Source organism: Sphingopyxis sp. (genome assembly GCF_965227415.1).
Classification (GTDB): Bacteria; Pseudomonadota; Alphaproteobacteria; order Sphingomonadales; family Sphingomonadaceae; genus Sphingopyxis.
This window is the reverse complement of record NZ_OZ245749.1, coordinates 680,547-703,584: the sequence shown is the minus strand read 5'-3', so window position 1 is coordinate 703,584 and position 23,038 is coordinate 680,547. Positions and strand designations below refer to the sequence as shown.

Annotated in this window: 19 protein-coding genes and 1 tRNA gene; 7 read left to right on the top strand and 13 right to left on the bottom strand. The window is 63.2% G+C overall.

The genetic code is table 11. The features are described 5' to 3' along the window. Positions 1 to 179 precede the first annotated feature (179 nt). Entirely contained in the window at positions 180 to 1,694 is a 1,515-nt protein-coding gene (istA, locus tag ACO055_RS03330) for an IS21 family transposase (RefSeq protein WP_422059577.1), read from the top strand. Beyond that, a complete protein-coding gene (gene istB, locus ACO055_RS03325; protein WP_095385564.1) occupies positions 1,681 to 2,409 on the top strand; it encodes an IS21-like element helper ATPase IstB in 729 nt (242 codons plus the stop codon). The genes istA and istB overlap by 14 nt, the downstream gene beginning before the upstream one ends. A 110-nt stretch (positions 2,410 to 2,519) precedes the next feature. Here the strand turns inward: istB and ACO055_RS03320 are convergent, their stop codons facing one another. The 10 genes from ACO055_RS03320 to ACO055_RS03275 all read right to left on the bottom strand — a co-directional run bounded on the left by ACO055_RS03320 (position 2,520) and on the right by ACO055_RS03275 (position 11,948). Further along, on the bottom strand, positions 2,520 to 3,806 hold the full coding sequence (locus ACO055_RS03320) for an ISNCY family transposase (protein WP_422061192.1): 1,287 nt from the start codon (positions 3,804 to 3,806) through the stop codon (positions 2,520 to 2,522). Between the two features lie 165 nt (positions 3,807 to 3,971). Then, positions 3,972 to 4,151, bottom strand: coding sequence for a hypothetical protein (locus ACO055_RS03315; RefSeq protein ID WP_422061191.1), 180 nt, complete (start codon positions 4,149 to 4,151; stop codon positions 3,972 to 3,974). Then, complete coding sequence (locus tag ACO055_RS03310) at positions 4,148 to 4,912, bottom strand: MBL fold metallo-hydrolase (RefSeq protein WP_422061190.1); 765 nt, start codon at positions 4,910 to 4,912, stop codon at positions 4,148 to 4,150. Before ACO055_RS03310 ends, ACO055_RS03315 begins: the two co-directional genes overlap by 4 nt. A 13-nt stretch (positions 4,913 to 4,925) precedes the next feature. Further along, positions 4,926 to 5,702, bottom strand: a complete 777-nt coding sequence (locus ACO055_RS03305) for a TatD family hydrolase (RefSeq protein ID WP_422061189.1) — start codon at positions 5,700 to 5,702, stop codon at positions 4,926 to 4,928. Continuing rightward, positions 5,702 to 7,276: a methionine--tRNA ligase gene (gene metG, locus ACO055_RS03300; RefSeq protein ID WP_422061188.1), complete on the bottom strand. Its 1,575-nt coding sequence runs from the start codon at positions 7,274 to 7,276 to the stop codon at positions 5,702 to 5,704. The genes ACO055_RS03305 and metG overlap by 1 nt, the downstream gene beginning before the upstream one ends. Positions 7,277 to 7,314: 38 nt before the next feature. Beyond that, entirely contained in the window at positions 7,315 to 8,301 is a 987-nt protein-coding gene (locus ACO055_RS03295) for a DNA polymerase III subunit delta' (RefSeq protein WP_422061187.1), read from the bottom strand. Then, complete coding sequence (gene tmk, locus ACO055_RS03290) at positions 8,292 to 8,918, bottom strand: dTMP kinase (RefSeq protein WP_422061186.1); 627 nt, start codon at positions 8,916 to 8,918, stop codon at positions 8,292 to 8,294. Before tmk ends, ACO055_RS03295 begins: the two co-directional genes overlap by 10 nt. Before the next feature lie 78 nt (positions 8,919 to 8,996). After that, entirely contained in the window at positions 8,997 to 9,959 is a 963-nt protein-coding gene (locus tag ACO055_RS03285) for a D-alanyl-D-alanine carboxypeptidase family protein (protein ID WP_422061185.1), read from the bottom strand. After that, positions 9,959 to 10,975: a septal ring lytic transglycosylase RlpA family protein gene (locus ACO055_RS03280; protein WP_422061184.1), complete on the bottom strand. Its 1,017-nt coding sequence runs from the start codon at positions 10,973 to 10,975 to the stop codon at positions 9,959 to 9,961. The genes ACO055_RS03285 and ACO055_RS03280 overlap by 1 nt, the downstream gene beginning before the upstream one ends. Continuing rightward, the gene (locus ACO055_RS03275) at positions 10,959 to 11,948 is read right to left on the bottom strand and encodes a lytic murein transglycosylase (RefSeq protein ID WP_422061183.1); all 990 of its coding nucleotides are present in this window, start codon (positions 11,946 to 11,948) and stop codon (positions 10,959 to 10,961) included. Before ACO055_RS03275 ends, ACO055_RS03280 begins: the two co-directional genes overlap by 17 nt. A gap of 226 nt (positions 11,949 to 12,174) precedes the next feature. On the opposite strand from ACO055_RS03275, the gene ACO055_RS03270 reads away from it, so the two are divergent. Next, positions 12,175 to 12,264 (top strand) — tRNA-Ser (locus ACO055_RS03270). Position 12,265: 1 nt separating this feature from the next. Here ACO055_RS03270 and ACO055_RS03265 read toward each other — a convergent pair. After that, a complete protein-coding gene (locus ACO055_RS03265; RefSeq protein ID WP_422061182.1) occupies positions 12,266 to 12,931 on the bottom strand; it encodes a 2OG-Fe(II) oxygenase in 666 nt (221 codons plus the stop codon). Between the two features lie 219 nt (positions 12,932 to 13,150). Between ACO055_RS03265 and ACO055_RS03260 the strand changes: the two genes are divergently transcribed. From ACO055_RS03260 to ACO055_RS03245, 4 genes are all read left to right on the top strand, one after another. Beyond that, positions 13,151 to 16,354 (top strand): autotransporter outer membrane beta-barrel domain-containing protein, encoded by a 3,204-nt coding sequence (locus tag ACO055_RS03260; RefSeq protein WP_422061181.1) that lies wholly within the window; start codon positions 13,151 to 13,153, stop codon positions 16,352 to 16,354. A gap of 90 nt (positions 16,355 to 16,444) precedes the next feature. Continuing rightward, on the top strand, positions 16,445 to 17,131 hold the full coding sequence (locus tag ACO055_RS03255) for a sigma-70 family RNA polymerase sigma factor (protein ID WP_422061180.1): 687 nt from the start codon (positions 16,445 to 16,447) through the stop codon (positions 17,129 to 17,131). Continuing rightward, complete coding sequence (locus ACO055_RS03250; protein WP_422061179.1) at positions 17,124 to 18,056, top strand: FecR family protein; 933 nt, start codon at positions 17,124 to 17,126, stop codon at positions 18,054 to 18,056. Before ACO055_RS03255 ends, ACO055_RS03250 begins: the two co-directional genes overlap by 8 nt. Position 18,057: 1 nt before the next feature. After that, the gene (locus tag ACO055_RS03245) at positions 18,058 to 20,460 is read left to right on the top strand and encodes a TonB-dependent receptor (protein ID WP_422061178.1); all 2,403 of its coding nucleotides are present in this window, start codon (positions 18,058 to 18,060) and stop codon (positions 20,458 to 20,460) included. 21 nt (positions 20,461 to 20,481) lie between these two features. On the opposite strand, the gene ACO055_RS03240 is transcribed toward ACO055_RS03245, so the two are convergent. Both ACO055_RS03240 and ACO055_RS03235 read right to left on the bottom strand, forming a co-directional pair. Continuing rightward, entirely contained in the window at positions 20,482 to 21,621 is a 1,140-nt protein-coding gene (locus ACO055_RS03240; protein WP_422061177.1) for an acyl-CoA dehydrogenase family protein, read from the bottom strand. A 106-nt stretch (positions 21,622 to 21,727) separates the two neighbouring features. Further along, positions 21,728 to 22,921 (bottom strand): acyl-CoA dehydrogenase family protein, encoded by a 1,194-nt coding sequence (locus ACO055_RS03235; protein ID WP_422061176.1) that lies wholly within the window; start codon positions 22,919 to 22,921, stop codon positions 21,728 to 21,730. Positions 22,922 to 23,038 lie beyond the last annotated feature (117 nt).

Below are 23,038 nucleotides of genomic sequence, written 5' to 3'. Positions count from 1 at the left end.
CCACGAGAACGTCAGATTCCTGGTCACCTTCCGAAGATATCGCACTGCGAGCGCTCGATCGAGCTTGAGGATCAGCGTGCAATAGGCACCCCCGTCGGGGGGTGATCGGCGTGTAAAAAGGACCCCTTCATCCCGAGGATTTAGGCGGCTGACTGGTTTGATCAGTTGGCGAGAACGGGATGTTGGTAGTGGAGACAGTGGTTCGGATTCGGCGTGAGCATGCGTCTGGGAAGGCGATCAAGGCGATCGCCCGTGATCTTCGGTTATCGCGCAAGGTGGTCCGGAAGGCGATCCGGTCGCCGGAGGCGGTGTTCAACTACCAGCGCACAGTCCAGCCTTTACCGCGGATTGGCCCCTATCAGGAACGGCTCGATGTGCTTCTCGAGGAGAACGAGGCGCGAGGTCGCCGCGACCGGCTGCGGATGACGCGTATCCATGATCTGCTTGCGCGCGAAGGGTTCGAAGGTTCTTATGATGCGGTGCGCCGCTATGCGGCGCGCTGGCGTGTGACGCGCCGGAAGGATGCGGGCGAAGGTGCTCCGGCCTTCATCCCGATGACCTTCCATCCTGGCGAGGCTTATCAGTTCGACTGGAGCCACGAGGATGTAGAGATCGCCGGCAAGCCGATGCGGGTAAAGGTTGCGCACGCTCGTCTCTGCGCATCGCGCACACCTTACGTCCGGGCCTATCCGCGTGAGAGCCAGGAGATGCTGTTCGATGCTCATGCTCGGGCGTTCGCTTTCTTCGGCGGCGTGCCCCGGCGCGGTATCTACGATAATATGAAGACGGCGGTGACGAGCGTGTTCGCCGGTAAGGAGCGCGTGTTCAACCGCCGCTTCCTGATCATGACCGATCATTACATGGTCGAGCCGACGGCCTGCTCACCAGCAGCGGGATGGGAGAAGGGCCAGGTTGAGCAGCAAGTCCAGACGATCCGGGGCCGCTTCTTCCAGCCGCGGCTTCGGTTCGCCAGCCTAGCCGAGCTCAACGGGTGGCTGGAGGCGGAGTGCCGACGCTGGGCCGAGCATCACGCCCATCCCGAGCGCAGCGACATCACCGTCGCCGAGGCGCTGGAGATGGAACGACCGGCCCTGCAGCCGATCCTGGCACCGTTCGACGGCTTCCATGAGAGCGAGCACGCCGTCACCGGAACCTGCCTCATCAGCTTTGATCGGAACCGCTACTCGGTCATGTCGACGGCCGCGCGCCGGACCGTGCAGGTGCGTGCCTATGCCGATCGTATCGTCATCCGTTGCGGCGAAGAGATCGTCGGGGAGCATGAGCGCCACTTCGGTCGGAACCGCACCATTTACGATCCTTGGCATTATCTGCCGGTCCTCGCGCACAAGCCCGGCGCGCTCCGTAATGGCGCGCCGTTCCAGGACTGGGATCTGCCGCCCGCGCTGCATCGATTACGGCGAAGGTTGGGCGTCGGGGACGAAGCAGATCGCAGGTTCGTGCGGGTCCTCTCGGCGGTGCTCACCGATGGTCTGGAGTTGGTCGAAGCTGCCACGCGCGAAGCGCTGGCGACCGGAACGGCCAGCGACGAGCTGATCCTCAACATCCTCTCGCGGCACAGCGAGCCGGCGACGCCCCATAGCATCGTCACCTCGGAAGACCGGATGCTGCGCCATCCTCCGGTTGCCGACTGCGCTCGCTATGATCTGCTGCGAGGCTATGATGCAGCGGCATGATATGATCGATACGATGCGTGGCCTTGGCCTCAAGGGTATGGCTGCGGCGTTCGACGAGGCCGTCACCACCGGCCTCCAACGCAAGCGCACCATTATGGAGATACTGACCGACCTGCTCCGCGCTGAAGCGACCCACCGGGATGCAGCCTCGATCCGTTATCGCATGACGGCGGCCAGGCTACCCGTGGTGAAGGATCTGGAGCGGTTCAGCTTCGACGGCACTCCGATCAATGAGGAGATGATCCGGTCCCTTCATGATGGCTCCTTCCTGCCATCCCGGCGCAATATCGTGCTTGTCGGCGGCACGGGGACGGGGAAGACCCACCTTGCCATCGCGATCACCGCCAATGTCGTGCGAAGAGGCGCTCGCGCCCGCTACTTCAACACCGTCGATCTGGTGACACGCCTCGAAGAGGAGACCCGGATCGGCAAGGGCGGGACCCTGGCGGCGCAGCTGTCGCGGCTCGACCTGATCGTGCTCGACGAGCTTGGATATCTGCCGTTCGCACGCTCGGGAGGGCAGTTGCTGTTCCACCTCATCAGCAAGCTTTATGAGCGCACCAGCGTCATCATCACCACGAACCTCGCGTTCGGCGAGTGGCCTACCGTCTTCGGCGATCCCAAGATGACCACGGCGCTGCTCGACCGCGTCACCCACCACTGCGATATCGTCGAGACGGGCAACGATAGCTGGCGCTTCAAAAACCGCAGCTGACCGCCACCTTCGCCGCCTTCAAAAATCTATCTTGCGCTGCGTGCGCCTCCGGTCGGGCTACGCCCGACCTCCGCCGCACGCAGCGCAAGGCTCACCTCAACAAACCCCCATCATATCCGCAAGGGGGTCCTTCTTCGACGCCGATCGGGGGTCCCGTTTGAACGCCGTTTGACAGCCTTGGCCATGGCTAAGGCAGCGCCCAGGCGCTTGTGATCGACTACTTCCGGTGACTCGTCACTGATGCGACGAATTTTGTCAAAAATTCTGAAGGGAAGGGGGGTCTCATCAAAGATGATTTCTATATCACCCTCCAACATCATTGCGACCGTGACGATTTTGCCAATAGCCATCCTGGAAAGATCGGTATCTTCCAGAATTAACCTCATCTTGTTGAAAGATAAAGGCAAATCCTTAAAGACTTTCCGCTGAACGGTATACGTGAGAAGCTTATCGAGCCCTTCATTCGGTTTAGGGAGGTGCGCATCCACCGGATTCTCCGGTAGGCGAGCAAACTTACGATTATGTTCCAGCCGATACTCTTCAAAATAAGCATTCGCTTCGACGACGGTGGAAATGCTCCGGAGCCTTAGCTCCTTTACGAGGCGGTCCTGAAGTGTGCGGTTTGCCCTCTCAACCCTACCTTTTGCTTGCGGGGTTTTGGCGCAAATAACCTTGATGTCCAAACTTCTGCATGCCCGGGTAAACTGCGTGATCGTCCTCTCTCCGGCGCCGTTTTCTCGGTTCACCCTGAAAATGCTGTGCCGATCAGAATAGAGGGCGAGGGGACAGCCGAACTTGTGAATGTAGGCCCTCAAACAGGCCATGTAGTTATAGGAGCTTTCGTGATCGACCAGCCTCAGCAACATGATCTCGCTGGTGGCGTCGTCGATAAATACGAGTAGGCAAGCCTCGTCCCCACGTTTTTCAAACCAGCGGTGGTACGAGCCGTCTACCTGAATTAGCTCGCCGCGTTGCTCGCGTGGTTTGCGAGGAGAAAACACTTTGGGCTTTCGGCCGCGGCGATCGACCCAGATACCTTCTTCTTTCATCCAGCCACGGAGCGTTTCGGTCGCGATCCTTATCCCGTGATCTTTTTCAAGCTTTTCCGCGGCGAGGGTGGGGCCGAAATCGAGATATTGCTCTCGGATGATGCCGATCACATGTTCGCGAAATGTCTCCGAGTACGCCCGATTCCGGACTCCCATTTTTTTCGACTTGAGACCTTCTTGACCCGATACCTTGAAACGGGCGACCAGTCTGCGAACTTGAGCTCGCTTCAACTCGAGCGACGCCTCAAGATCGGCAAACGAAATTTCGTTCGCGAGGTACGCCTTTATCGCTTTCGTTTCATAAGCTTCGTCGTCGATTTCCAGCGCCGACGAACCATCCGTATCCATAGCGAGCCTCCAGCGATGCGCCGCCGAGCGGCAATCTGAAAGAGGCGAGTCTCTTTTGAAACTGGGAGGACTGTCTCTTTTCTATCTGGGGCTTACACATCTTATTATCCGATAATATATATTATGTTAAATAAGAAAGGATAGAAGAGCGGGGTAAGGCTCCCATTATCCCCCCCGCGCCATCTGGAACGTCCAGATTGCCAGGAACACCACCCCAAAGATGGCCGCCCACGCGAGCGCCATCTTGACGCCATCGGCAAACTTGATCCGACGCGAGACAAGCGCGCTCAGCACCAGCGCAAACGCGCCGGCAAAGGAAATCAACTGCACGGTGGTGTCGTTCATAGCTGCACCTCCAATCCGTCATAGCCCGGCTCGACGCCCGGCGGCAGCTCGGCCGCAAGGTCGTCATAGTCCATCGTATTGTCCATATGCGTGATGATTGCGCGCGGATTCCCGACCTTGGCCAATCCTTCGAGCGTCATCGCAAGATGCGGATGCGTGGGGTGCGGATAGCGTCGCAGCGCGTCGATCACGAACAGGTCGAGGCCCTGAAAAAAGTCGACCATCTCGTCCGTAAACTTAGAAAAATCAGTCGCATATCCGATTTTTTGCGCACCGTCGCTGAAGATCAGTCCGGTCGCCTTGATCGGCCCGTGCGGCATTTCGAGCGCCGACACCTCGATCGGTCCTATCGACTGATCATCGTGGAGATCAATAGGATCAACAGAAGCCGGATACCCCGCGTTTCCGGCAAAGGCATAAGTGAAACGCCATTTGAGGATGTCGAGAACATGATCGCGGGCATAGACAGGTACCGCCGAGCGCCGCAGATGCATGACCTGACGCAAGTCGTCGAGGCCATGAGTATGGTCGGCATGCTCGTGCGTCCAGATGACGGCGTCGATTTCGCCAACCCCTGCCTCCAGCAGTTGCAGCCGCATATCGGGGCTCGTGTCGACGAGGATGCGGTAGCCGCCGAGCGAGACCATAATCGATGCCCGGCTGCGCAGATTGCGCGGATTGTCGGGATCGCACGCTCCCCAATCATTGCCGATCCGCGGCACCCCCGAAGACGTCCCGCAGCCTAGGATTCTCAGCTTCATGAGCGCTGTGACGTCATGGCGCCGCCTTGCTGAAAAGCGCGTAGAAATTGGCGCTCGTGGCCGAGGCAAGCGCGTCGCGGTCCTCGCCGCGCAGGTCGGCGAGAAACGCCAGCGTGTCGGCGACAAAGGCAGGCTCGCCGGTCTTGCCGCGGTGCGGGACAGGAGCAAGGAAGGGGGAGTCGGTTTCGATCAGCAGCCGGTCTTGCGGCAGCCATTCCGCGGTCGCTTGCAGATCGGCCGCATTCTTGAACGTGACGATACCCGAGATCGATATGTAGAGGCCAAGATCAAGCGCTTCGCGCGCGAAATCGTCGCTCGCGGTGAAGCAATGGATAACGCCGGGGAAAGTCGCCCTGCCCATCTCCTCGCCAAGCAGGGCCAGCGTGTCCGCCTCCGCATCGCGTGTGTGGACAATGATCGGCAGCCCGGTGGCCTGCGACGCATGGATATGACGGCGGAAACTGTCCTGCTGCCGTACACGGTCGCTCTTGTCATAATAATAGTCGAGCCCGGTCTCGCCGATCCCGATCACGCGCGGATGCGCAGCACGTTCGACAAGTTTCGCGGTATCGACGTCGGGATGGTGGTCGGCGTCGTGGGGATGGATGCCGACGCTTGCCCAGACATCGGCGTTGGCCTCGGCCGCTGCCAGCACATCGTCCCATTCGCTTTCGCGCGTCGCGATGTTGAGCATCGCCGTGACGCCGCGGTCCCGCGCGCGCTCCAGAACATCGCCCTGTTGTTCGGCAAGGCCCTTGTAGTTGAGGTGGCAGTGCGAATCGACGAGCATTACGCCTCCCTTTCCCCTTCTCCCTCGGGCAGGTCCAGGCGGGGAAAGATCGGTACGGGCTGGCCGACGGTGAAGCCGCTCGCGGCGAGTTTCGCAAGCCAGTCCGCATCGGCGAGCGCCGCAAAATCGCGCGCGTCCACAGCAATGCCCATCTGGTCGAGCAGCTTGTCGGCCGCTTCGGGCACGACTGGCCGGATCGCGATGGCGAGCGTGCGAACCACTTTGAACAAGGTCATCAGCACCGCGCGCATGCGTTCGGGATCGGTCTTGCGCAGCGCCCAGGGTGCCTGACCATCGACATATTGGTTGCAGGCAAAGACCGCGCGGATCCAGTCTTCGATCCCGGACGAGAATGCGAGCTGTTCAAAGGCGGCGGGCAGGCAATTGCGCGCCATGTCGTTGACGTCGCCGATCAGGTCGAGATCGTCCTGCGCCTGCGCGTAGTCAGCCGAAACTTTGCCATCCAAATTCTTGAAAATCATGGATAAGCTGCGCTGAGCGAGATTGCCGAAGCTGTTGGCGAGGTCGGCGTTCGCAGTGCGCACGATCGCATCGGCCGAATAGCTCCCATCCTGCCCGAAACTGACTTCGCGAAGCAGATAATAGCGCAGCGCATCGACCCCGAACGTCTCGGCGAGCGTCATCGGATCGACGACATTGCCGAGAGACTTGGACATCTTCTCGCCGCGGTTGAGCAGGAAGCCGTGGCCGAAGACCTGTCTGGGAAGCGGCAGATTCGCGCTCATCAGAAAGGCCGGCCAGTAAACGGCATGAAAACGAACGATATCCTTGCCGATCATATGGATATTCGCCGGCCAGAATGTGCCGAAGTCGCTATCGAGATCGGGATAGCCCAGCCCCGAGAGATAGGTGGTGAGGGCGTCGACCCACACATACATCACATGCCCCGGCGAGCCCGGTACCGGCACGCCCCAGTCGAAGCTGGTGCGCGAAACGCTCAGATCCTTGAGCCCGCCTTCGACAAATCGGAGCACTTCGTTGCGGCGGCTTTCGGGGCGGATGAAGTCGGGCTGGTCGTTATAGAGCGCCAACAGCCTGTCCTGATATTTCGACAGGCGGAAGAACCAGCTTTCCTCGACTGTCCATTCGACCGGCGTGCCCTGCGGCGAGAGGCGGACGCCCCCTTCCCCGTCGGTCAGCTCGTTTTCGTCGTAGAAGGCCTCGTCGCGCACCGAATACCAGCCTTCATAGCGATCGAGATACAGATCGCCACTGGCCTCCATCGCTTTCCACAGCGTTTGCGACGCTGCATGATGCGCCGGATCGGACGTGCGCATGAAGCAGTCATAGCCGATATTCAGTTTGGCATACATCTCACGGAAATATCCGGACATTTCGTCGGCGAGTTCAATAGTCGGGCGCCCCTGGTCGCGCGCCGTCTGAAACATTTTCAGCCCATGCTCGTCAGTGCCGGTGACCAAGCGGACGTCACGGCCGCGGGCGCGCTGGAATCGCGCCATCACATCGGTCGCGATCGCTTCATAGGCGTGCCCGATATGCGGGCGGCCGTTGGGGTAGCTGATGGCGGTGGTGATATAGAATGGTTCGGACATGCGCGCGCCTTAGCGTCTGGCGTTGGCGAGGGGAAGCGTCAGCGCGCAGTCTGCGCGTGCCGCGGCGCCAATTCGGCGAGGCAATTGCCGATCTCGAAGCCCACCATCGCTCCGTCATAGGATCCGCGGATCGCATCGCGCACATTGCGCTGCACCCGGTCCCATTGCGCGAGCACGGAAGCGATTTCGGCGATCGGGCGTTCGCGTGCGATCTGGGCGAGAAGGCCCGGCACGATATCGATCACCAGTTCGAGCCGCGCGCGATTGCTCGTTCCGCCCACCTCGCGCGCCAGCGCTTCGCGAAGCCGATTGCCGGGATCGCCGCTGCTCGCGATGGCGAGCAGTTTCTTCTCCATTGCGGCAACGTCGCTGTCGATCAGCGCAAGCGCCTTGCCGGGAACTCCGCCCGACGCCGCGACGATCGCACGCAGCTCGGCCATGTCGAGCATCGACCGGATATCGTGCAGCCACGATGTCATGACGTCACGGTCAACGGGTTGAAAACGCAGCGTTCTGCACCTTGATCGGATCGTCGGAAGCAGACGTCCCGGCGAATGGCTGATCAGCAGGAAGAGCGTCTTTGCAGGCGGTTCCTCGAGCGTCTTGAGCAGCGCATTGGCGCCGTCGGTCTCCAGATCGTCGACCGCATCGATGACGATGACGCGCCATTCGCCAAGCGACAGCGACAGATGCTGGCGGCGGATCATTCCGCGTACCTGGTCAATCGTGATGTTGCGCGCGAGGTCTTTGCTCTTGTCCTTGAGCTGGCGCGCCATGTGGATGATCTCGGGATGGTTGCCGGCATCGACCAGCTTGCCCGCCGCGGCATCGCCCGGGTCGTCGAGCGACATGGCGTGGCCTTCCCCGGCGCGGCCGTGCGTCGCGAGGAAGCGGGCAACGCGCGCCGCAAAACTCGCTTTCCCCATCCCCTGTGGCCCGGCGAGCAACCAGGCATGATGAAGCCGTCCGCCTCTCCAGGCTTCGAGAAAGGCCTTCTCGGCTTCGTCGTGGCCGATCACAGCCACGACTCCAATTCGGCGATGATCGCCGCTGTGACGGCTTCCGCAGGCTTTCCGGCGTCGATCAGGCGCCACCGTTCGGGTTCGGCTGCGGCGATCTCGGCAAAGCGCGCGGCAAGGCGCGCCTGATAGTCCGCCGGCTTGCTGCCCATGCGATCGGCGCCGCCGGCATCGCGCACCGCAAGGCGCGTGGCGGCCTCGTCCGCGGCCAGTGCGAGCAGGAAGGTGCGATCGGGCAGCAGACCCTGCGAACCAAAGCGGTGCAGCGCCAGGAGGTCATCGTCGGTAATCCCGCCGCCGCCGCCTTGATAGGCGCGGCTCGAATCGATGAACCGGTCGCAGATCACCCATGCGCCGCGCTCGATCGCCGGACGTATCGTTCGCGCAACATGGTCGGCCCGCGCTGCGGCGAAGAGCAGCGCCTCGCTGCGTGCATCCCAGCGATCGTCGCTGCCCTCCATGAGCAGCGCGCGAATTGCCTCAGCGCCTGCGCTTCCGCCGGGTTCGCGCGTCGGGACAACTTCCAGCCCTCGCGTTTCGAGCATGGCGGTCAGAGCGCGAACCTGAGTCGACTTACCGACCCCTTCCCCGCCCTCGAGCGTGATGAAGCGCCCGCGCGTCATGTTTTTAGCCTGCCCGTGTCGAGTGTGAAGCGCCGCCCTTGCATCGTTCGGCGGTAGCCGTCCGGAGGGCCTTTGTCATCACGGCGTCACCGCTGCCTTCTTGCCTTTCGAGGCCCCCGCGCGGCCCATCGTCGCCGCGGGCTCGAAGCCCCATGCCATAAGCTTTTCCGCCTCGTCACGGCGCGCCTTTTCGCTCGGCAGCCCTGCGACGACCATGATCAGTCGCCGCCCGTCGCGTTTCGCAGAGCCGAGAAAACAATAACCGGCTTCGGATGTGTGCCCTGTCTTGAGCCCGTCGGCGCCGACAAACCGGCCCAGAATCGGGTTGCGATTCGACTGGACGATCGGCTTGCCGTCGGGCGCCGTTCCATACTGAAGCTTCGGGATCGAAAAATAGCGGGCATAACCGCCGGGGTGATCGCGGATCAGCCGGTCGGCGAGAATGATCAGATCGCCGGCGCTGACCTTGGTCACGCCGCCGTCGGGCCACCCGCTCGGCGTTCCGAAATTACTCGACGTCATTTTAAGTCTGGCCGCCACTGCATTCATCCGGATAACAAAAGCATCTTCGCTTCCATCGATCCCTATCGCCAGAACCGACGCGGCATCATTTCCAGATACGGTGATCAGGCCCTTGAGCAGATTATCGACCGATACTTTCTCGCCCGCGCGCAGGAACATCGACGATCCGGCGGGACGGAGGCTCCACTTCTTCCACGTCGCTTCGTCGACGGTGAGCTGTTGGTTGCGCGAAAGCTGCCCCTTCTTGATCAGGTCGAGCACGACATAGGCCGTCATCACCTTGGTCATCGACGCGGGGGCGAAACGTTTATCGGCGCCGCGCGAATAGAGAATCTGGCCCGAATCCAGGTCCTTCAGCATCACAATGGGGGCCTGAGTAACATAGGCGGCGCGCGCCACCGGGGCCGCTTTGAGCCGCGCGTCACCTGCCGACGCGGCGGGCGGAGCTATGACGAGGACCATGGCCGCGAGCGCCGCACCGGCTGTCTTGGCGCCGATTGTGCTCGCGCGGCGCATCATCAATCGTGAACGACCGCCGCGTCGCGGAATCCCCTGGCTTTCGCGTTGGCGAGCGCGGCCTTTGCGTCAGCATCATTTGCAAAGGGGCCCATGCGGACGCGCCACAATTTGCCGGCCCTGGCGACGCTGCCGCCGACGGACTTGGCGGCCGCGTTGGCATTGGCTTCGCTGCTGAAGGCTCCGACCTGTACTGCGTAAGGGCCGCTTACGGTGGCCGGCTTGGGCGCGGGCTTTGCAGCAGGCGTGGGTCTCGCGGGGGCCGGCTTCGCCGCAGCGACAGGCTTGGCCGCGGGCTTTATGCCGACTTTCGTGGCGCCGGGTCCCTCGACGACAAGACGATCGTCGCCGGGTTTGGCTCCTCCCGACGCAATCGGCGCCGCGGGCTGGGCGACGACGGCGCCCTTCGGCGCGGTGATTGCTTTCAGTTTGTTGCGCAGGATCGCGAGCAACGAATCCGGCGTTGCGATCCGTTCGGGCACCGGTTGCCCGGCGCGGAGCTGCGCGCGTTCGGCCAACGGCGGATTGGTCCGACGCACCCGCACCGCGGCTGTTCCCCCGGTGATGCCAAGCTGCTCGGCAGCGCCGCGCGACAGGTCGATCAAGCGGTCGCTGACCATCGGCCCGCGATCGTTGATGCGAACCAGAATCGTGCGCCCGGTGTCGAGCGCCGTGACTTCGACATAGCTTGGCAGCGGGAGCGTCCTGTGCGCCGCGCTGATGCCGCCTGGATTGAAAATTTCCCCGTTGGCGGTCGGTTTTCCAGCAAGCTCCTCGCCATACCAGCTCGCATAGCCGACATCGTCATAGTCCGGGATGTCAGCAGGCGTGTAGGTTGCGCCGCCGATCATATAGGGGTCGCCGACTTTGACGGGCGTGTCGCTGACCAGGTCGCTGGCCGGTGCAGGCGCTGGTCCTGCGGCCGGGCCGCCCTCGCGCTTGCCGTCAAAAATTCCGCAGCCACTCAGCAGCAATGCTGCTCCAATAGCCAGGCCCCCGCCCCTAACGATCGATTTCATCCGCCAGCAACCCCACTGAAAGTGCGTAAAAATTGGAACAATTATAGTCCAATATCGCACGATAGTTACCGGTCAGCAAATAGGCGGTTTTTCCCGGACCATCGGGCTCGAGCAAGGTGGCCTGTATCTGCCCGTCCGGCCAGCGCCCGTTCAGTGGCTGAAAACCGTCCGCGCGCCATTCGGCCATGCTGCGCCATCGGCTGTAGCGCGCGAACACGCGCGGGCAGCGCGTCGGTTGCAGGCGGCTCGCCATCGCGCTGCGGTTGAAGCCGCCCGGTACGCTCACTGCGACGCCCCACGGCTGCCCCGCACGCCAGCCGGCGCGGCGGAGATAGGCGCCGATCGATTCGATGGCGTCGGCTTCGCTCGACCAGATCCGCGCAACGCCGTCGCCGTCGCCGTCCTCGGCGACCTGCAGATAGACCGAGGGCAGGAATTGCGGATAACCGAAGGCGCCAGCCCAGCTGCCCTTCAGAACATCGCGTGGCACGCCCTTTTGGACCATCTCGAGCGTCGCGATGAATTCGGGTTCGAACAGGCTGCGGCGGCGGCCTTCATAAGCGAGCGTCGCGAGTGCTTCGGGCAGGTCGAAATTGCCGGTGACGGCGCCATAGGCGGTTTCGTGGCCAAAGATGGCAATCATGATGCTCGTCGGCACGCCGGTGTGTTGTTCGATGCGCGAGAGCATTGGCAGCAGCCGGTCGTGGACGCGGCGGCCGCCGTTGATGCGCGACGCATCGACATGCTTTGCCTTGTAGGGCGCGAAATTGGGAATCGGCGAGTCATTGCTCGGCGGCGCGCCCAGATTGTCGCGGTCGAGCGCGACAACGCGGGCGTTGTAGTTGAGCCCCGCGGTAACGCGGTCGAAGGTTGCGCGCGTGACACCGCGCGCCTGCGCCTTTGGCCAGAGCGACTGGACATAGGCGGCAAAGCCGGTGTCGCTCTGGGCGTGGAGCGGAGCCGATGCAGCCATCGTCCAGGCGGACAGGATCACACCTGCAAGCCCGAAAAGACGTCCGATTCTGAAACCTCTAGCGCGTGTCATGTCCCACCCCATACGGATTGTCTGACACAGATGCACGCGCCTTGGCCACCCCCCGACGGCGCCGCGGCGGGACGGGCCGAGTCATAAGCGCGATGGATCGAGCCGGACAAGTTTTGCTTGCTGCCGGATATGCGCGCGCTATGGCGGCGCCAGCGGACAGGTGGCCGAGTGGTTTAAGGCAGCGGTCTTGAAAACCGCCGTGGGTGCAAGCTCACCGTGGGTTCGAATCCCACCCTGTCCGCCATTCAACTGGCATCGTGAAAAATCACGCCCAGCGTGAATCGCTCACCGGCGCGGACTTCGCTGACGCCGTGGCGAAGTTTGACGCGATAGGTACCGCGCGTCCCGGCGCGGGGAGCTTCGTTGACGGCGAAGACGATGGCGTCGCCCTGCCGCAGCGGCACGACATGCGCGCGCGACTGCATGCGCGGGCGCTGCTCGACGATGACAAACTCACCGCCTTCAAAGTCTTCGCCAGGCTGCGACAGCAGGATCGCGATCTGGAATGGGAAATGCTCAGCGCCGTACAGATCCTGATGGAGGCAGTTATAATCGCCGACACGATAGCGCAGGATCAGCGGCGTCGGTCGCGACTGTCCCGCCAGCGCGCATTGGGCGAGATAGGTGGCGTGATCGCCCGGATACAGTTGCGCCCTGCCCAATTGCCCGGCCCACTCGTTCGCCAAGTGGGCTAGCGGTGGGTAAAAGGCTTCGCGTAATGTCGCGAGGCGATCGGGAAGCGGGTAACGAAAATAGCGGTACTCGCCGCGGCCGAACCCGTGCCGCTGCATCACCACCGTTCTGCGATACCAAGCGTCGTCGTCATAGGCGCCGCGGAATGCAGAGCAGTCGGTCGGGTCCAGCACCTGCGGCAAAACATGCCATCCTTGCCGCGCCATATCGGCAGCCATGGCGTCACGGTCTAGCATTGCGGCGCGGGTCTCGGAAAGCACGGCGGTCCCTTCGATCTGGTTTCGAAAGCGCGTTCTAAGCGCCTTCTCCTGTACTCGGCGCCCCGTTTCTTGCGGTCAAATGCAGCCATCTCCGAAATTTTCCAAGGCTGACCGAAGGGGTGTCCGTCTTGTGATCGGTTCCGGGAACCGACCCGGCGAAATCATAAAGGGAATTTCATGCGCAAGACTTTGCTGGCCTCCACCTGTGTGGCCGCGCTTCTTTCGACGCCCGTGCGCGCCGAAACCACCATCACCACCGCAGCAACGACGCCGGTGCGCACCTCGACGATCAAGTCAGGCGCTGCCGACGACATCAAGATCACGTCGGCAGGTTCGGTGAAGCCGACCAGCGGCACTGCAGTCACGATCGACAGCAACCACAAGGTCGCGAACGAAGGCACGATCCAGATCACAAATAGCGACGGCGCGACCGGCATCTTCGCCAACGCCGGCGCGACTGGCGGCATCACCAACGCCGCGGGCGCCAAGATCATCATCGACGAAAGCTATGCGCCCACCGATATCGACAATGACGGCGACATCGAAGGCCCGTTCGCCGTCGGAACGGGTCGCACCGGCATCGCGACCGGCGGCGCCTTCACCGGCAATATCGTCAACAATGGCGAAATCACGGTCGAAGGCAATAATTCGGCTGGTATCCGCCTAGGCGGCCCGCTGACCGGCGATTTTGCGAACAATGGCACGATTGCTGTCCTCGGTACCAATGCGCTCGGCGTCGGATTGCAGAATGTCACCGGCAACGTCAGGTTGGCTGGCACGATCACGGCGATCGGCGAAAATGCGACGGCCGCCCGCCTTGCCGGCAATATCAGCGGCGCTCTCGTGGTTCAGGGTACCCTGACCGCCTCGGGCTATCGCTACACGACCGCGCCTGCCGATCCGTCGAAGCTCGACGCCGACGATCTGCTGATCGGCGGCCCGGCGCTGTCGGTCGAGGGCAATGTCGCAGGCGGCATCGTCGTCGCCGTTCCGCCGAAGGACACGAAGCCCGACGACAAGGATGAGGACAAGGACGGCATCGACGATGACAAGGAAGGAACCGGCGCGATCCGGTCCTTCGGCTCGGCGCCTGCGCTTCGCATCGGATCTTCGACGCAGGATATCACCATCGGCGCAGTCGCGGGTACCGGTACGGGTCTTGGCCTGATCGTCGATGGTTCGGTCGTAGGCAACGGCCTCTACGCCGGCAAGGATGCGACCGCGATCCAGTTCGGCGGCATGGGCCGCAATGTGACGATCGCCGGCGGCGTCGGAATCGGCGGGAGCGTTTCGGCGGTGTCCAATGGCGCATCGGCAACGGCGATCCGTGTCGGCAGCGGCGCGACGACGCCCGAGATTCGCGTTGCAGGCAAGGTCGAGGCAGCGGGCGGCAGCACCGCCGGCGCGATGGCCACGGCGATCCTCGTCGAAACCGGCGGAATTCTTCCGCTGATCCGCAACAGCGGCGCCATCACCGCCAAGGCCGGCGGCGACAACGGCACTGCGCGCGCCATCGTCGATCTGTCGGGCACGGTCACGACGGTCGAGAACAGCGGCACCATCAGCGCCACCGGCGCGCTGGCAACGTCGGACCGAAATGTCGCCATCGACCTGTCGGCGAACAACGCGGGCACGACCGTCAAGCAAACGGCGGTCGCGTCGGGCGTAGCGGCGCCGAGCATCGTCGGTGACGTCCGCTTTGGTGGCGGCAACGATGTGTTCGACATCGCCGACGGCTCGGTGAAGGGAAACAGCTATTTCGGTGCGGGCAACAACCGCCTGTCGCTGTCGGGCGACGCGACCTATGCCGGTCTCGCGAAGTTCGGCGCGGGTAGCGATACGCTGTCGCTTGCCGGTACCTCGGTGTTCAGCGGGACCGCCGATTTTGGTGGCGGCGCTGATACGCTGACAATCGCCGGCACGTCGCGCTTCGCGGGCAAGCTGATGAACGCGTCGGGTCTGGCCGTTTCGGTCGATGCCGGGACGTTCGACGTCGGCGGCGCTGCGACCATCTCGTCGCTGGCGGTCACGAACAAGGGCTCGCTCGCAGTGCTGCTCGACGGCGGGTCGGACGGCACGGCGCTCAACGTCTCGGGCGCGGCGAGCTTCGGTGCGGAATCGAAGCTGATCCTCAAGATCAAGGACATCGAAAGTGCCGAGGGCAATCATGTCGTTCTGACCGCAGGCACGCTGACCGGCGCGAGCAACCTGACAGCCACTTCGACGCTGCTGCCGTTCCTCTACAAGGGCACGCTGACCGCGAACGCGAACCAACTGCTGGTCAATGTGACCCGCAAGAGCACCGTCGATCTTGGCCTCAACCGGTCCGAAGGCGGCGCGTTCGATGCCGTGATTGATGCCGTATCGGCGGACCAGAAGATCGAGGATGTGTTCCTCGCCATTACCGATGGCGAACAGTTCCGCAGCCAGCTGAGCCAGATGCTTCCCGAACATGAGGGCGGTGTGTTTGAAACCGTCACCTCGGGTTCGCGCGCTTTGTCGCGTTATTTGCAGGACCCTAACGCGCCGTATCAGGATCAGGGCAAGTGGCGGTACTGGGTCAACCAGGCAGTCTGGGGGACGTCGAAGGGTGTCGGCGACACCGCAGGCTATGACGTCAACGGCTGGGGCATTTCGCTGGGTGGCGAAATCAAATCGGACATCGGCAACTTCGGCGGCTCGGTCGCTTTCCTCAACGGCAAGGACGGCAACAGCAGCAATGAAAGCGAAGTCACGTCGAGCCAGTTCGAGGGCGCGTTGCACTGGCGCCTGGAATCGAAGGGCTGGATGGCCAACGCCCGCGTGTCGGGCGCACCGATCAGCCTGAAGGGCACACGCATCTTCCGCGCCCAGAACGGCGCCGAGCAGATCGAAAAGACGATGAAGGGCAAATGGGACGCGACGCTCTGGTCGGCCTCCGGCTCGGTCGCCAAGGATGCCGAGGTCGGTGGCATTACACTGCGCCCGATGGTCGCGGTGGATTACTTCAAGCTGAAGGAAGACGGGTACCAAGAAACGGGTGGCGGCAACGCGCTCGACCTCAACGTCCTTGGCCGCGACAGCGACGAGTTGTCGGTGTCGGGTACGGTCACGGCGGGCGTACAGTTTGGCGGCTCGGACGAGTATGATGGCTGGACGCGCATCGAGCTCGAAGGCGGCCGCCGCCAGATCGTGAGCGGCAACCTGGGCATGACGACCGCGTCATTCAAGGACGGCACTCCGTTCACGCTCACTCCTGACGATCGCACGAGCGGCTGGGTCGGCCGTTTCCGTGGCATCGCCGGCAATTCGGCTTTCCAGATTGCCGGTGAAGTGTCCGCGGAAGAACAGCAGAGCCATATCGGCTGGGCTTTCCGTGCGAGCCTGCGGGTCGGTCTCTAGCCCCCTCGGCTGGCCCGCAGCAGGGGGGAGGCACCCCTACCCCCGCCTCCCCCTTGCTATGGCCATTCATGAAAGACGCAAATGCGGTCATTGGTTCGCCCCTTTTCAGATAGTTGGCCGACTGCACCGGAACGCGGCGCGTCGTCGCGGTTGCATGAACGACGCTTCCCGCTATATGGCGGCGTCATCAGGGGGCCGGATGGGGCGCGACATTGGAGCGCGCGCCAACAGAAGATGGCGTTCCAAAGCAAACAATCCATGACCCAGGCGAGTGATCGAACCGACGCCGTTCAAGGCATCGAAGGCGTATTGCTCGCCAATCGCGACCGTATCGTGCGCTTTCTGAAAGTGCGCGGTGCAGGCGACGCGGCCGAGGATATTTTCCAGGATCTTTGGATGCGCTTGACCGAGCGCCTGACGGGCCCGATCGCCGACCCCCTTCCCTATGTCATGCGCGCGGCGAACAATCTGATGCTCGACCGCTACCGGTCGGCGCGGCAGGGCAGCCTGCGCGACAAGGCGTGGAGTGACGCAACCGAGGGCACGGGCCCTTCAGCGGAGCGCCAACTGATTGCGCGCGAGCAACTGGCGATTGTCGAACAGGCAATTGCCCAGGCCGGCGAACGTCCGGCGCGCGTCTTTCGCCGCTTCCGAATGGACGGCATCCAGCAACGAGAGATTGCCAACGAGATGGGCATCAGCCTCAGCACGGTCGAAGCCGATCTGCGCAAAGTATACGCGGCCATAGCGATAGTCCGGAGGCAGTTCGATGCTTGACGCGAAAACTGCCGTCGAAGCGCAAGCGATCGACTGGATTATCCGGCAGCGCGATCCGGCGTTTGCCGATTGGGACGGCTTCACCGATTGGCTGGCCGCCGACGCGGCGCATGCATCGATCTATGACGCGCTGGCGGCGCTCGACCAGGATTTGGATGCGCTGCCGCCCGAAACACGGCCTTCGGTCGCCATCAATCCCCCCGAACCGCTTCGCCCATCGCGGCGGGGCTGGTTCGGCGGCGCGATCGCAGCCGCGCTTGTGGCGGCCATTTTGCTTCCCAACCTGGGCCTGTTCGCCGACGCGAGCCGCATCGAGACCGCTGCCGGAGAACATCGGACGGTGGAACTCGCCGACGGTTCGAAGATCGAGATAAACGGCGCTTCGGTCCTCACGCTCGACAAGGACCGACCACGCTTTGCCCGACTCGAATCGGGCGAGGCAATGTTCCATGTCGTCCACCGCGAAAAAGACCCCTTCGTGGTCGAGGCGGGTGCGTCGCGCATCGTCGATCTGGGCACTGCCTTCAACGTTGTGCGCGCCGGTCGCCAGACGTCGGTTGCCGTGTCCGAAGGTGTCGTCCTCTACAATCCCGGTCGCGACAAGGTCCGTGTCGCGGCTGGACAGGCGATCGACGCCGGCGACAATGACGCCAGGCCGCCGAAAGTCCGAGCCATCGACGTCGCCAACGTCGGCGGCTGGCGGACGGGCCTGTTGGTCTATAGCGACGCGCCACTGACGGTCGTCGCCGAAGACCTCAAACGGACGGCCGGCATCGAGGTCAGCATCGCACCCGAAGCGGCGGGCCAGTCTTTCCGCGGGGCGTTGATCGTCGACCAGGACCGCGGTCGCACCGTTGCCGACCTGGCCGCGCTGTCGGGCATGCGGGCCGAAAAGCGCGGCGATGGCTGGGTGTTGACGCGCTAGGATGAAGCGGGGGCACGCCTCGGCGCTGGCGCTCGTGCTGCTGAGCCTGCCCGTTCAGGTCCAGGCGGCGGAGGAACGCGTGTTCGACGTGCCGCGCGGCGCCTTGTCCGCGAGCCTCCCGCAGCTCAGCCGTCAGGCTGGCGTCAGCATCAGCGTTGTCGATGGGCGCCTGTGGCAGGCAGAAGTCAAACCCGTAAAAGGTCGGATGAGTGTCGAGGCGGCAATCAGGCGCATGCTGGCAGGAACCGATGCGCGCGTTGTGCGGGTCAGCGCGACAAGCTGGCGGATCGAACGACGCCCGCCCGCGGCCCGGCTCGTCCGCCGCGCCCCCGCTCCGTCAAACGCGCCGCAACTGCGGGCACGCGAACCGGTCCATGATTTGATCGCGGCGGAGCAGGACGAGATCGTCGTCACCGCGTCCAAGACCGACCTGCCCTATTCGCGCTTTGCTGGCGTCGCCACCCGTCTGGATGGCGACGATTTGGCGTTTGGCGGCGAGCGCGGCATGGATTCGATCCTGTCGCGCGTCGCGACCATCTCTTCGACCCATTTGGGATCGGGGCGGAACAAGCTGTTCATCCGCGGCATCGCCGATTCAAGCTTCACCGGGCCGACGCAGGCGACCGTTGGGCAATATCTTGGCGACATCCGCCTGACGTACAACGCGCCCGATCCCGATCTGCGCCTCTATGATATCGACAGCGTCGAAGTCCTCGAAGGGCCGCAGGGCACGCTCTATGGCGCGGGCTCGCTTGGCGGGATCATTCGGTCGGTTCCGAAGGCGCCCGACCCGCGCGACATGAAGCTTCAGGCGATCGCAGGCATCTCGGCGACGCAGCACGGCGACCCGGGTGGTGACATCGCAGCCATCGTCAACCTGCCCGTCGGCGACGATGGCCATGCGCTGCGCCTCGTCGGCTATATGCTGACCGACGGCGGATATATCGACAACCCGCTGCTGGGACAGAATGATGTCAACCGCGTGCATGTGTGGGGCGGTCGCGGCGGCTTCCGCTTCGAGGCCGGTGACAATTGGACCGTCGACCTCGGCGGCGTCTATCAGGCCATTACGTCGGACGATGCGCAATATGCCGACAAGGACGCGCCGCCGCTGACGCGCCAGTCCCTCGTCGAGCAGAATGCGAAGGCGCGCTATGGGCTTGGTACCGTCGTGGTCCAAAAGGACTGGGACGGGCTGCATTTCCAGACGTCGAACGCTTTCGTCAGCCACCGGCTGTTCGAGCGCTTCGATGCCGGAAAACCTGGCGAAACGCCGCGCATTCTCGACCAACATAACCGAACGCGCATGTTCGTCAGCGAGACCCGCCTGTCGCGGCCGTTCGTCGATGGTTTCGGATGGGTGATTGGTACCAGCTTCGTCGACAACAGCACACGGCAACAGCGCGAATTCGTCATTTCCAATTTCCGCGCGATCGTTCCGGGCGTGACCAACGAGATCAGGGAATATACGGGCTATGCCGAAGGGTCGGTCGAACTGGCGCGCGGCCTGATGGCGTCGGCGGGCGCGCGTATTTCGCACGCGCGGCTCGGCGGCGCGGCCGAGGGTGTGCCTTTCGCGGTAGCGCTCGCCGGACGCGCTACGACCGCGCATCGCACCGAAACCGATCTCCTCCCTTCCGCCTCGTTGCTTGCGATCCCGTTGGACAATGTTCGCATCTATGCGCGCTATCAGGAAGGCTTTCGCCCGGGCGGGCTGGCGGTCGACGGCAATTTCGTGCGCCGGTTCCGCAACGACCAGGTCAAAACCTGGGAGGGCGGTGTGCGCTTCGGCGAAAAGGGCCGCACACCCTTCGACGCCAACATCTCGCTATCGCACACGCGCTGGCGCGATATCCAGGCCGACTTCATCGACAGCAACGGGTTCCCGACGACGGCCAATATCGGTGACGGGCGTATCACGAGTATTTCGGGCGCGCTGGCCTTCCGGCCGATCCCGCCGCTCTCCTTCGATCTGGGCGCCGTCTATAACCACAGCCGCGTCGATGAACTGTCGGCCCAGATATTGCCGGTCTTTGCGGCAAGCCCGGGGCGCCTTGGCCGCATTCCGAATGTCGCGAGCCATGCCGTGCGCGGCTCCGTGACCTATGTGGCGCCGGTCGGAAGCGGGGCCGAGGTGCGCGTCAATGGCTGGGCGAATTATGTCGGCCCGTCGCGGCTGGGGATCGGCCCCGTACTCGGCGAGGGACAGGGCGATTATGTCGACACGGGGCTGGCGATGCGCCTTGGGACAGAGCATCGCGGCTTGTCGGTGACGCTGACGAACCTGTTCGACGCGCGCGGCAACCGGTTCGCGCTGGGGACGCCTTTCGTGGAGGGCGGCGCCGGCTATATGACTCCGCTCCGCCCCCGCACCATCCGGATCGCCGTCGACGTAAGCTACTGACCCCGCCGACGGCTTGAAGGATCAATCGGCGAGCGTGATCCGCTCGTACCGGTCCATGTGATAGTCGGCGCTGCCGAACTGGCCTTCGATCATCGTCGCGCGCTTGAAATAATGGCCGATCGCCAGCTCCTGCGTTATGCCGATGCCGCCGTGCGTCTGGATGGCGTTCTGGCCGACGAAGTTCGCGCCGCGCGCGACCTTGTTCTTCGCCGCGGAGACCGCCGCCATGCGCTCGTTCGCGGGCAGGTCGAGTTTCAATGTGCCCATGATCGTCATCGACCGCGCCTGCTCGACCTCCATGAACATGTCGACCATGCGGTGCTGCAACACCTGGAACTTTGCGATCGGCACGCCGAACTGCTTGCGCTGCTGGGTATATTCCAGCGTGCCTTCGTGCAGCTTCTGCATCACGCCGGTCGCCTCGGCGCAGGTGGCGACAATCGCTTCGTCGACGATCTGCTCGATCAGCGGCAACGCGGCGCCTTCACCGCCAAGCAGCGCATCGCCAGGGATCGCAACATTCTCGAAATAGATTTCCGAGGCGCGGCTGCCGTCGACTGTCGGATAGTCGCGGCGGACGATGCCCGGCAGATTGGCGTCGATCAGGAACAGCGACACGCCTTCGCGGTCGCGCTGGCTGCCGCCGGTCCGCGCGGTGACGAGCAGATGCGTCGCCCACGGCGCGGCATAGACCACGCCCTTGTGGCCGTTCAGCACATAGCCCTCGCCGTCCTTCTTTGCGGTGGTGCGCAGGTTCGCCAGGTCGTAGCGGCCCTGCGGCTCGGCATAGGCAAAGGCGACGATGACGTTGCCCGCGATGATCTCGGGGATGAATTTGTCGGCCTGTGCGCCGCCCACAGCTTTCAGCGCGCCGCCGGCGATTACGACGGTCGGCAGATAGGGCTCTATGCCCAGCACCTTGCCGAGTTCCTCCATCACGATCGCATTTTCCAGCGCACCGCCGCCCAGGCCGCCATGCTCTTCGGCGAAGGCCGCGCCGAGCATGCCGAGTTCCTGTGCCAGCGCGGTCCAGATCGCAGGGTCACGGCCCGCATCGCTGTTGGTGAACTTCTGGCGCGTTTCGAAATCATAGGTGTCGGCCAGGAAGCGCGACAGCGTATCGCGGATCATGTCCTGCGTTTCGGTGTAGGTGAAATCCATTGTTCTAGTCTCTTTCCGTGTTCCCCGGCGAACGCCGGGGCCCATTGTCGCAAACGGCGTTCAAGGCCGATGGAGACCCCGGATCACGTCCGGGGTGGCCTTGGGATCACAATCCCAAAACCATCTTCGCGATGATGTTGCGCTGGATCTCGTTCGACCCGCCATAGATCGTGGTTTTGCGCATGTTGAAATAGCTTGGCGCCGCGCGATGCGCGTAGTCGGGGCCGATCGGATGCTCGTTGTCGCCTTCGCCGAAACCGCGGAAATAGGGCGCGCCATAGTGGCCGACGGCTTCCAGGCTGAGCTCGGTCAGCCGCTGCTGAATCTCCGACCCCTTGATCTTGAGCAGGCTCGATTCGGGTCCCGGACCCTTGCCTGCGTTCGCGCCGGCAAGGCTGCGCAGCTCGGTGAATTCCAGCGCGGTCAGGTCGATTTCGAGCTCGGCAATTTTACGCTTGAAAAAGGGGTTCGACAACAAGGGCTTGTCGCCGTCGAGTTCGGTGCGCGCGATGGCCTTGACCTTCTCGACGCCGCGCTTCGACGCCGCGACGCCGGCAATCCCGGTGCGCTCGTGCGCAAGCAGGAATTTGGCGCAGGTCCAGCCCTTATTCTCTTCATAGACGCGTTGCGATTGCGGGACGCGGACATCCTCGAGCCACACTTCGTTGACTTCATGCTCGCCGCCGAGCGTGATGATCGGACGCACGGTGATGCCGGGCGACTTCATGTCGATGAGGAGGAAGCTGATCCCCTCCTGTTGCTTGGCTTCCTTGTCGGTGCGGACAAGGAAAAAGCCCCAGTCGGCATGCTGCGCCATCGTCGTCCAGGTCTTCTGGCCGTTGACGAGATAATCGTCGCCGTCGGGCACGGCCGTCGTGCGGAGCGACGCAAGGTCAGAGCCCGAGCCCGGCTCCGAATAGCCCTGGCACCACCAATCCTCGCCCGACAGGATGCGCGGCAGGAAATAGGCTTTCTGTTCGGGCGTACCGAAAGTGTAGATCACCGGCCCGACCATCGCGAGGCCGAAAGGCATCAAACGGATGCAGTCGGCGCGTGCGGTTTCTTCGGAGAAGATAAAGCGCTGCGTGGGGGTCCAGCCGGTGCCGCCATATTCGACGGGCCACGCGGGGGCGACCCAGCCCTTTTTGTAGAGAACCTTGTGCCAGGCGAGGAAATCCTCCTTGGAAAGCTCTTCGCCTTCATCCTGCTTTCCGCGCAGTTCGTCGGGGTAATGTTCCGCGATGAACTCGCGCACTTCTCGCTGGAAGGCGAGGTCTTCGGGGCTGAATTCCATGTCCATTATGATTCTCCCACGGGCAATGGCGCCTTATAATAAGCGCTCACGTTTACGTAAAGGTAAGTTGCGAGCCGCAACCCTTTCCATCAGACTGCGCCCGCTTCCGCGGCTTGTCCAGCG

Bases quoted from the DNA above. Each gene is read 5' to 3' on its own strand.
- istA (WP_422059577.1), top strand. From the start codon at position 180: ATGTTGGTAGTGGAGACAGTGGTTCGGATTCGGCGTGAGCATGCGTCT.
- istB (WP_095385564.1), top strand. From the start codon at position 1,681: ATGCAGCGGCATGATATGATCGATACGATGCGTGGCCTTGGCCTCAAG.
- ACO055_RS03320 (WP_422061192.1), bottom strand. From the start codon at position 3,806: ATGGATACGGATGGTTCGTCGGCGCTGGAAATCGACGACGAAGCTTAT.
- ACO055_RS03315 (WP_422061191.1), bottom strand. From the start codon at position 4,151: ATGAACGACACCACCGTGCAGTTGATTTCCTTTGCCGGCGCGTTTGCG.
- ACO055_RS03310 (WP_422061190.1), bottom strand. From the start codon at position 4,912: ATGAAGCTGAGAATCCTAGGCTGCGGGACGTCTTCGGGGGTGCCGCGG.
- ACO055_RS03305 (WP_422061189.1), bottom strand. From the start codon at position 5,702: ATGCTCGTCGATTCGCACTGCCACCTCAACTACAAGGGCCTTGCCGAA.
- metG (WP_422061188.1), bottom strand. From the start codon at position 7,276: ATGTCCGAACCATTCTATATCACCACCGCCATCAGCTACCCCAACGGC.
- tmk (WP_422061186.1), bottom strand. From the start codon at position 8,918: ATGACGCGCGGGCGCTTCATCACGCTCGAGGGCGGGGAAGGGGTCGGT.
- ACO055_RS03285 (WP_422061185.1), bottom strand. From the start codon at position 9,959: ATGATGCGCCGCGCGAGCACAATCGGCGCCAAGACAGCCGGTGCGGCG.
- ACO055_RS03280 (WP_422061184.1), bottom strand. From the start codon at position 10,975: ATGAAATCGATCGTTAGGGGCGGGGGCCTGGCTATTGGAGCAGCATTG.
- ACO055_RS03275 (WP_422061183.1), bottom strand. From the start codon at position 11,948: ATGGCTGCATCGGCTCCGCTCCACGCCCAGAGCGACACCGGCTTTGCC.
- ACO055_RS03265 (WP_422061182.1), bottom strand. From the start codon at position 12,931: ATGGCTGCCGATATGGCGCGGCAAGGATGGCATGTTTTGCCGCAGGTG.
- ACO055_RS03260 (WP_422061181.1), top strand. From the start codon at position 13,151: ATGCGCAAGACTTTGCTGGCCTCCACCTGTGTGGCCGCGCTTCTTTCG.
- ACO055_RS03250 (WP_422061179.1), top strand. From the start codon at position 17,124: ATGCTTGACGCGAAAACTGCCGTCGAAGCGCAAGCGATCGACTGGATT.
- ACO055_RS03245 (WP_422061178.1), top strand. From the start codon at position 18,058: ATGAAGCGGGGGCACGCCTCGGCGCTGGCGCTCGTGCTGCTGAGCCTG.
- ACO055_RS03240 (WP_422061177.1), bottom strand. From the start codon at position 21,621: ATGGATTTCACCTACACCGAAACGCAGGACATGATCCGCGATACGCTG.
- ACO055_RS03235 (WP_422061176.1), bottom strand. From the start codon at position 22,921: ATGGACATGGAATTCAGCCCCGAAGACCTCGCCTTCCAGCGAGAAGTG.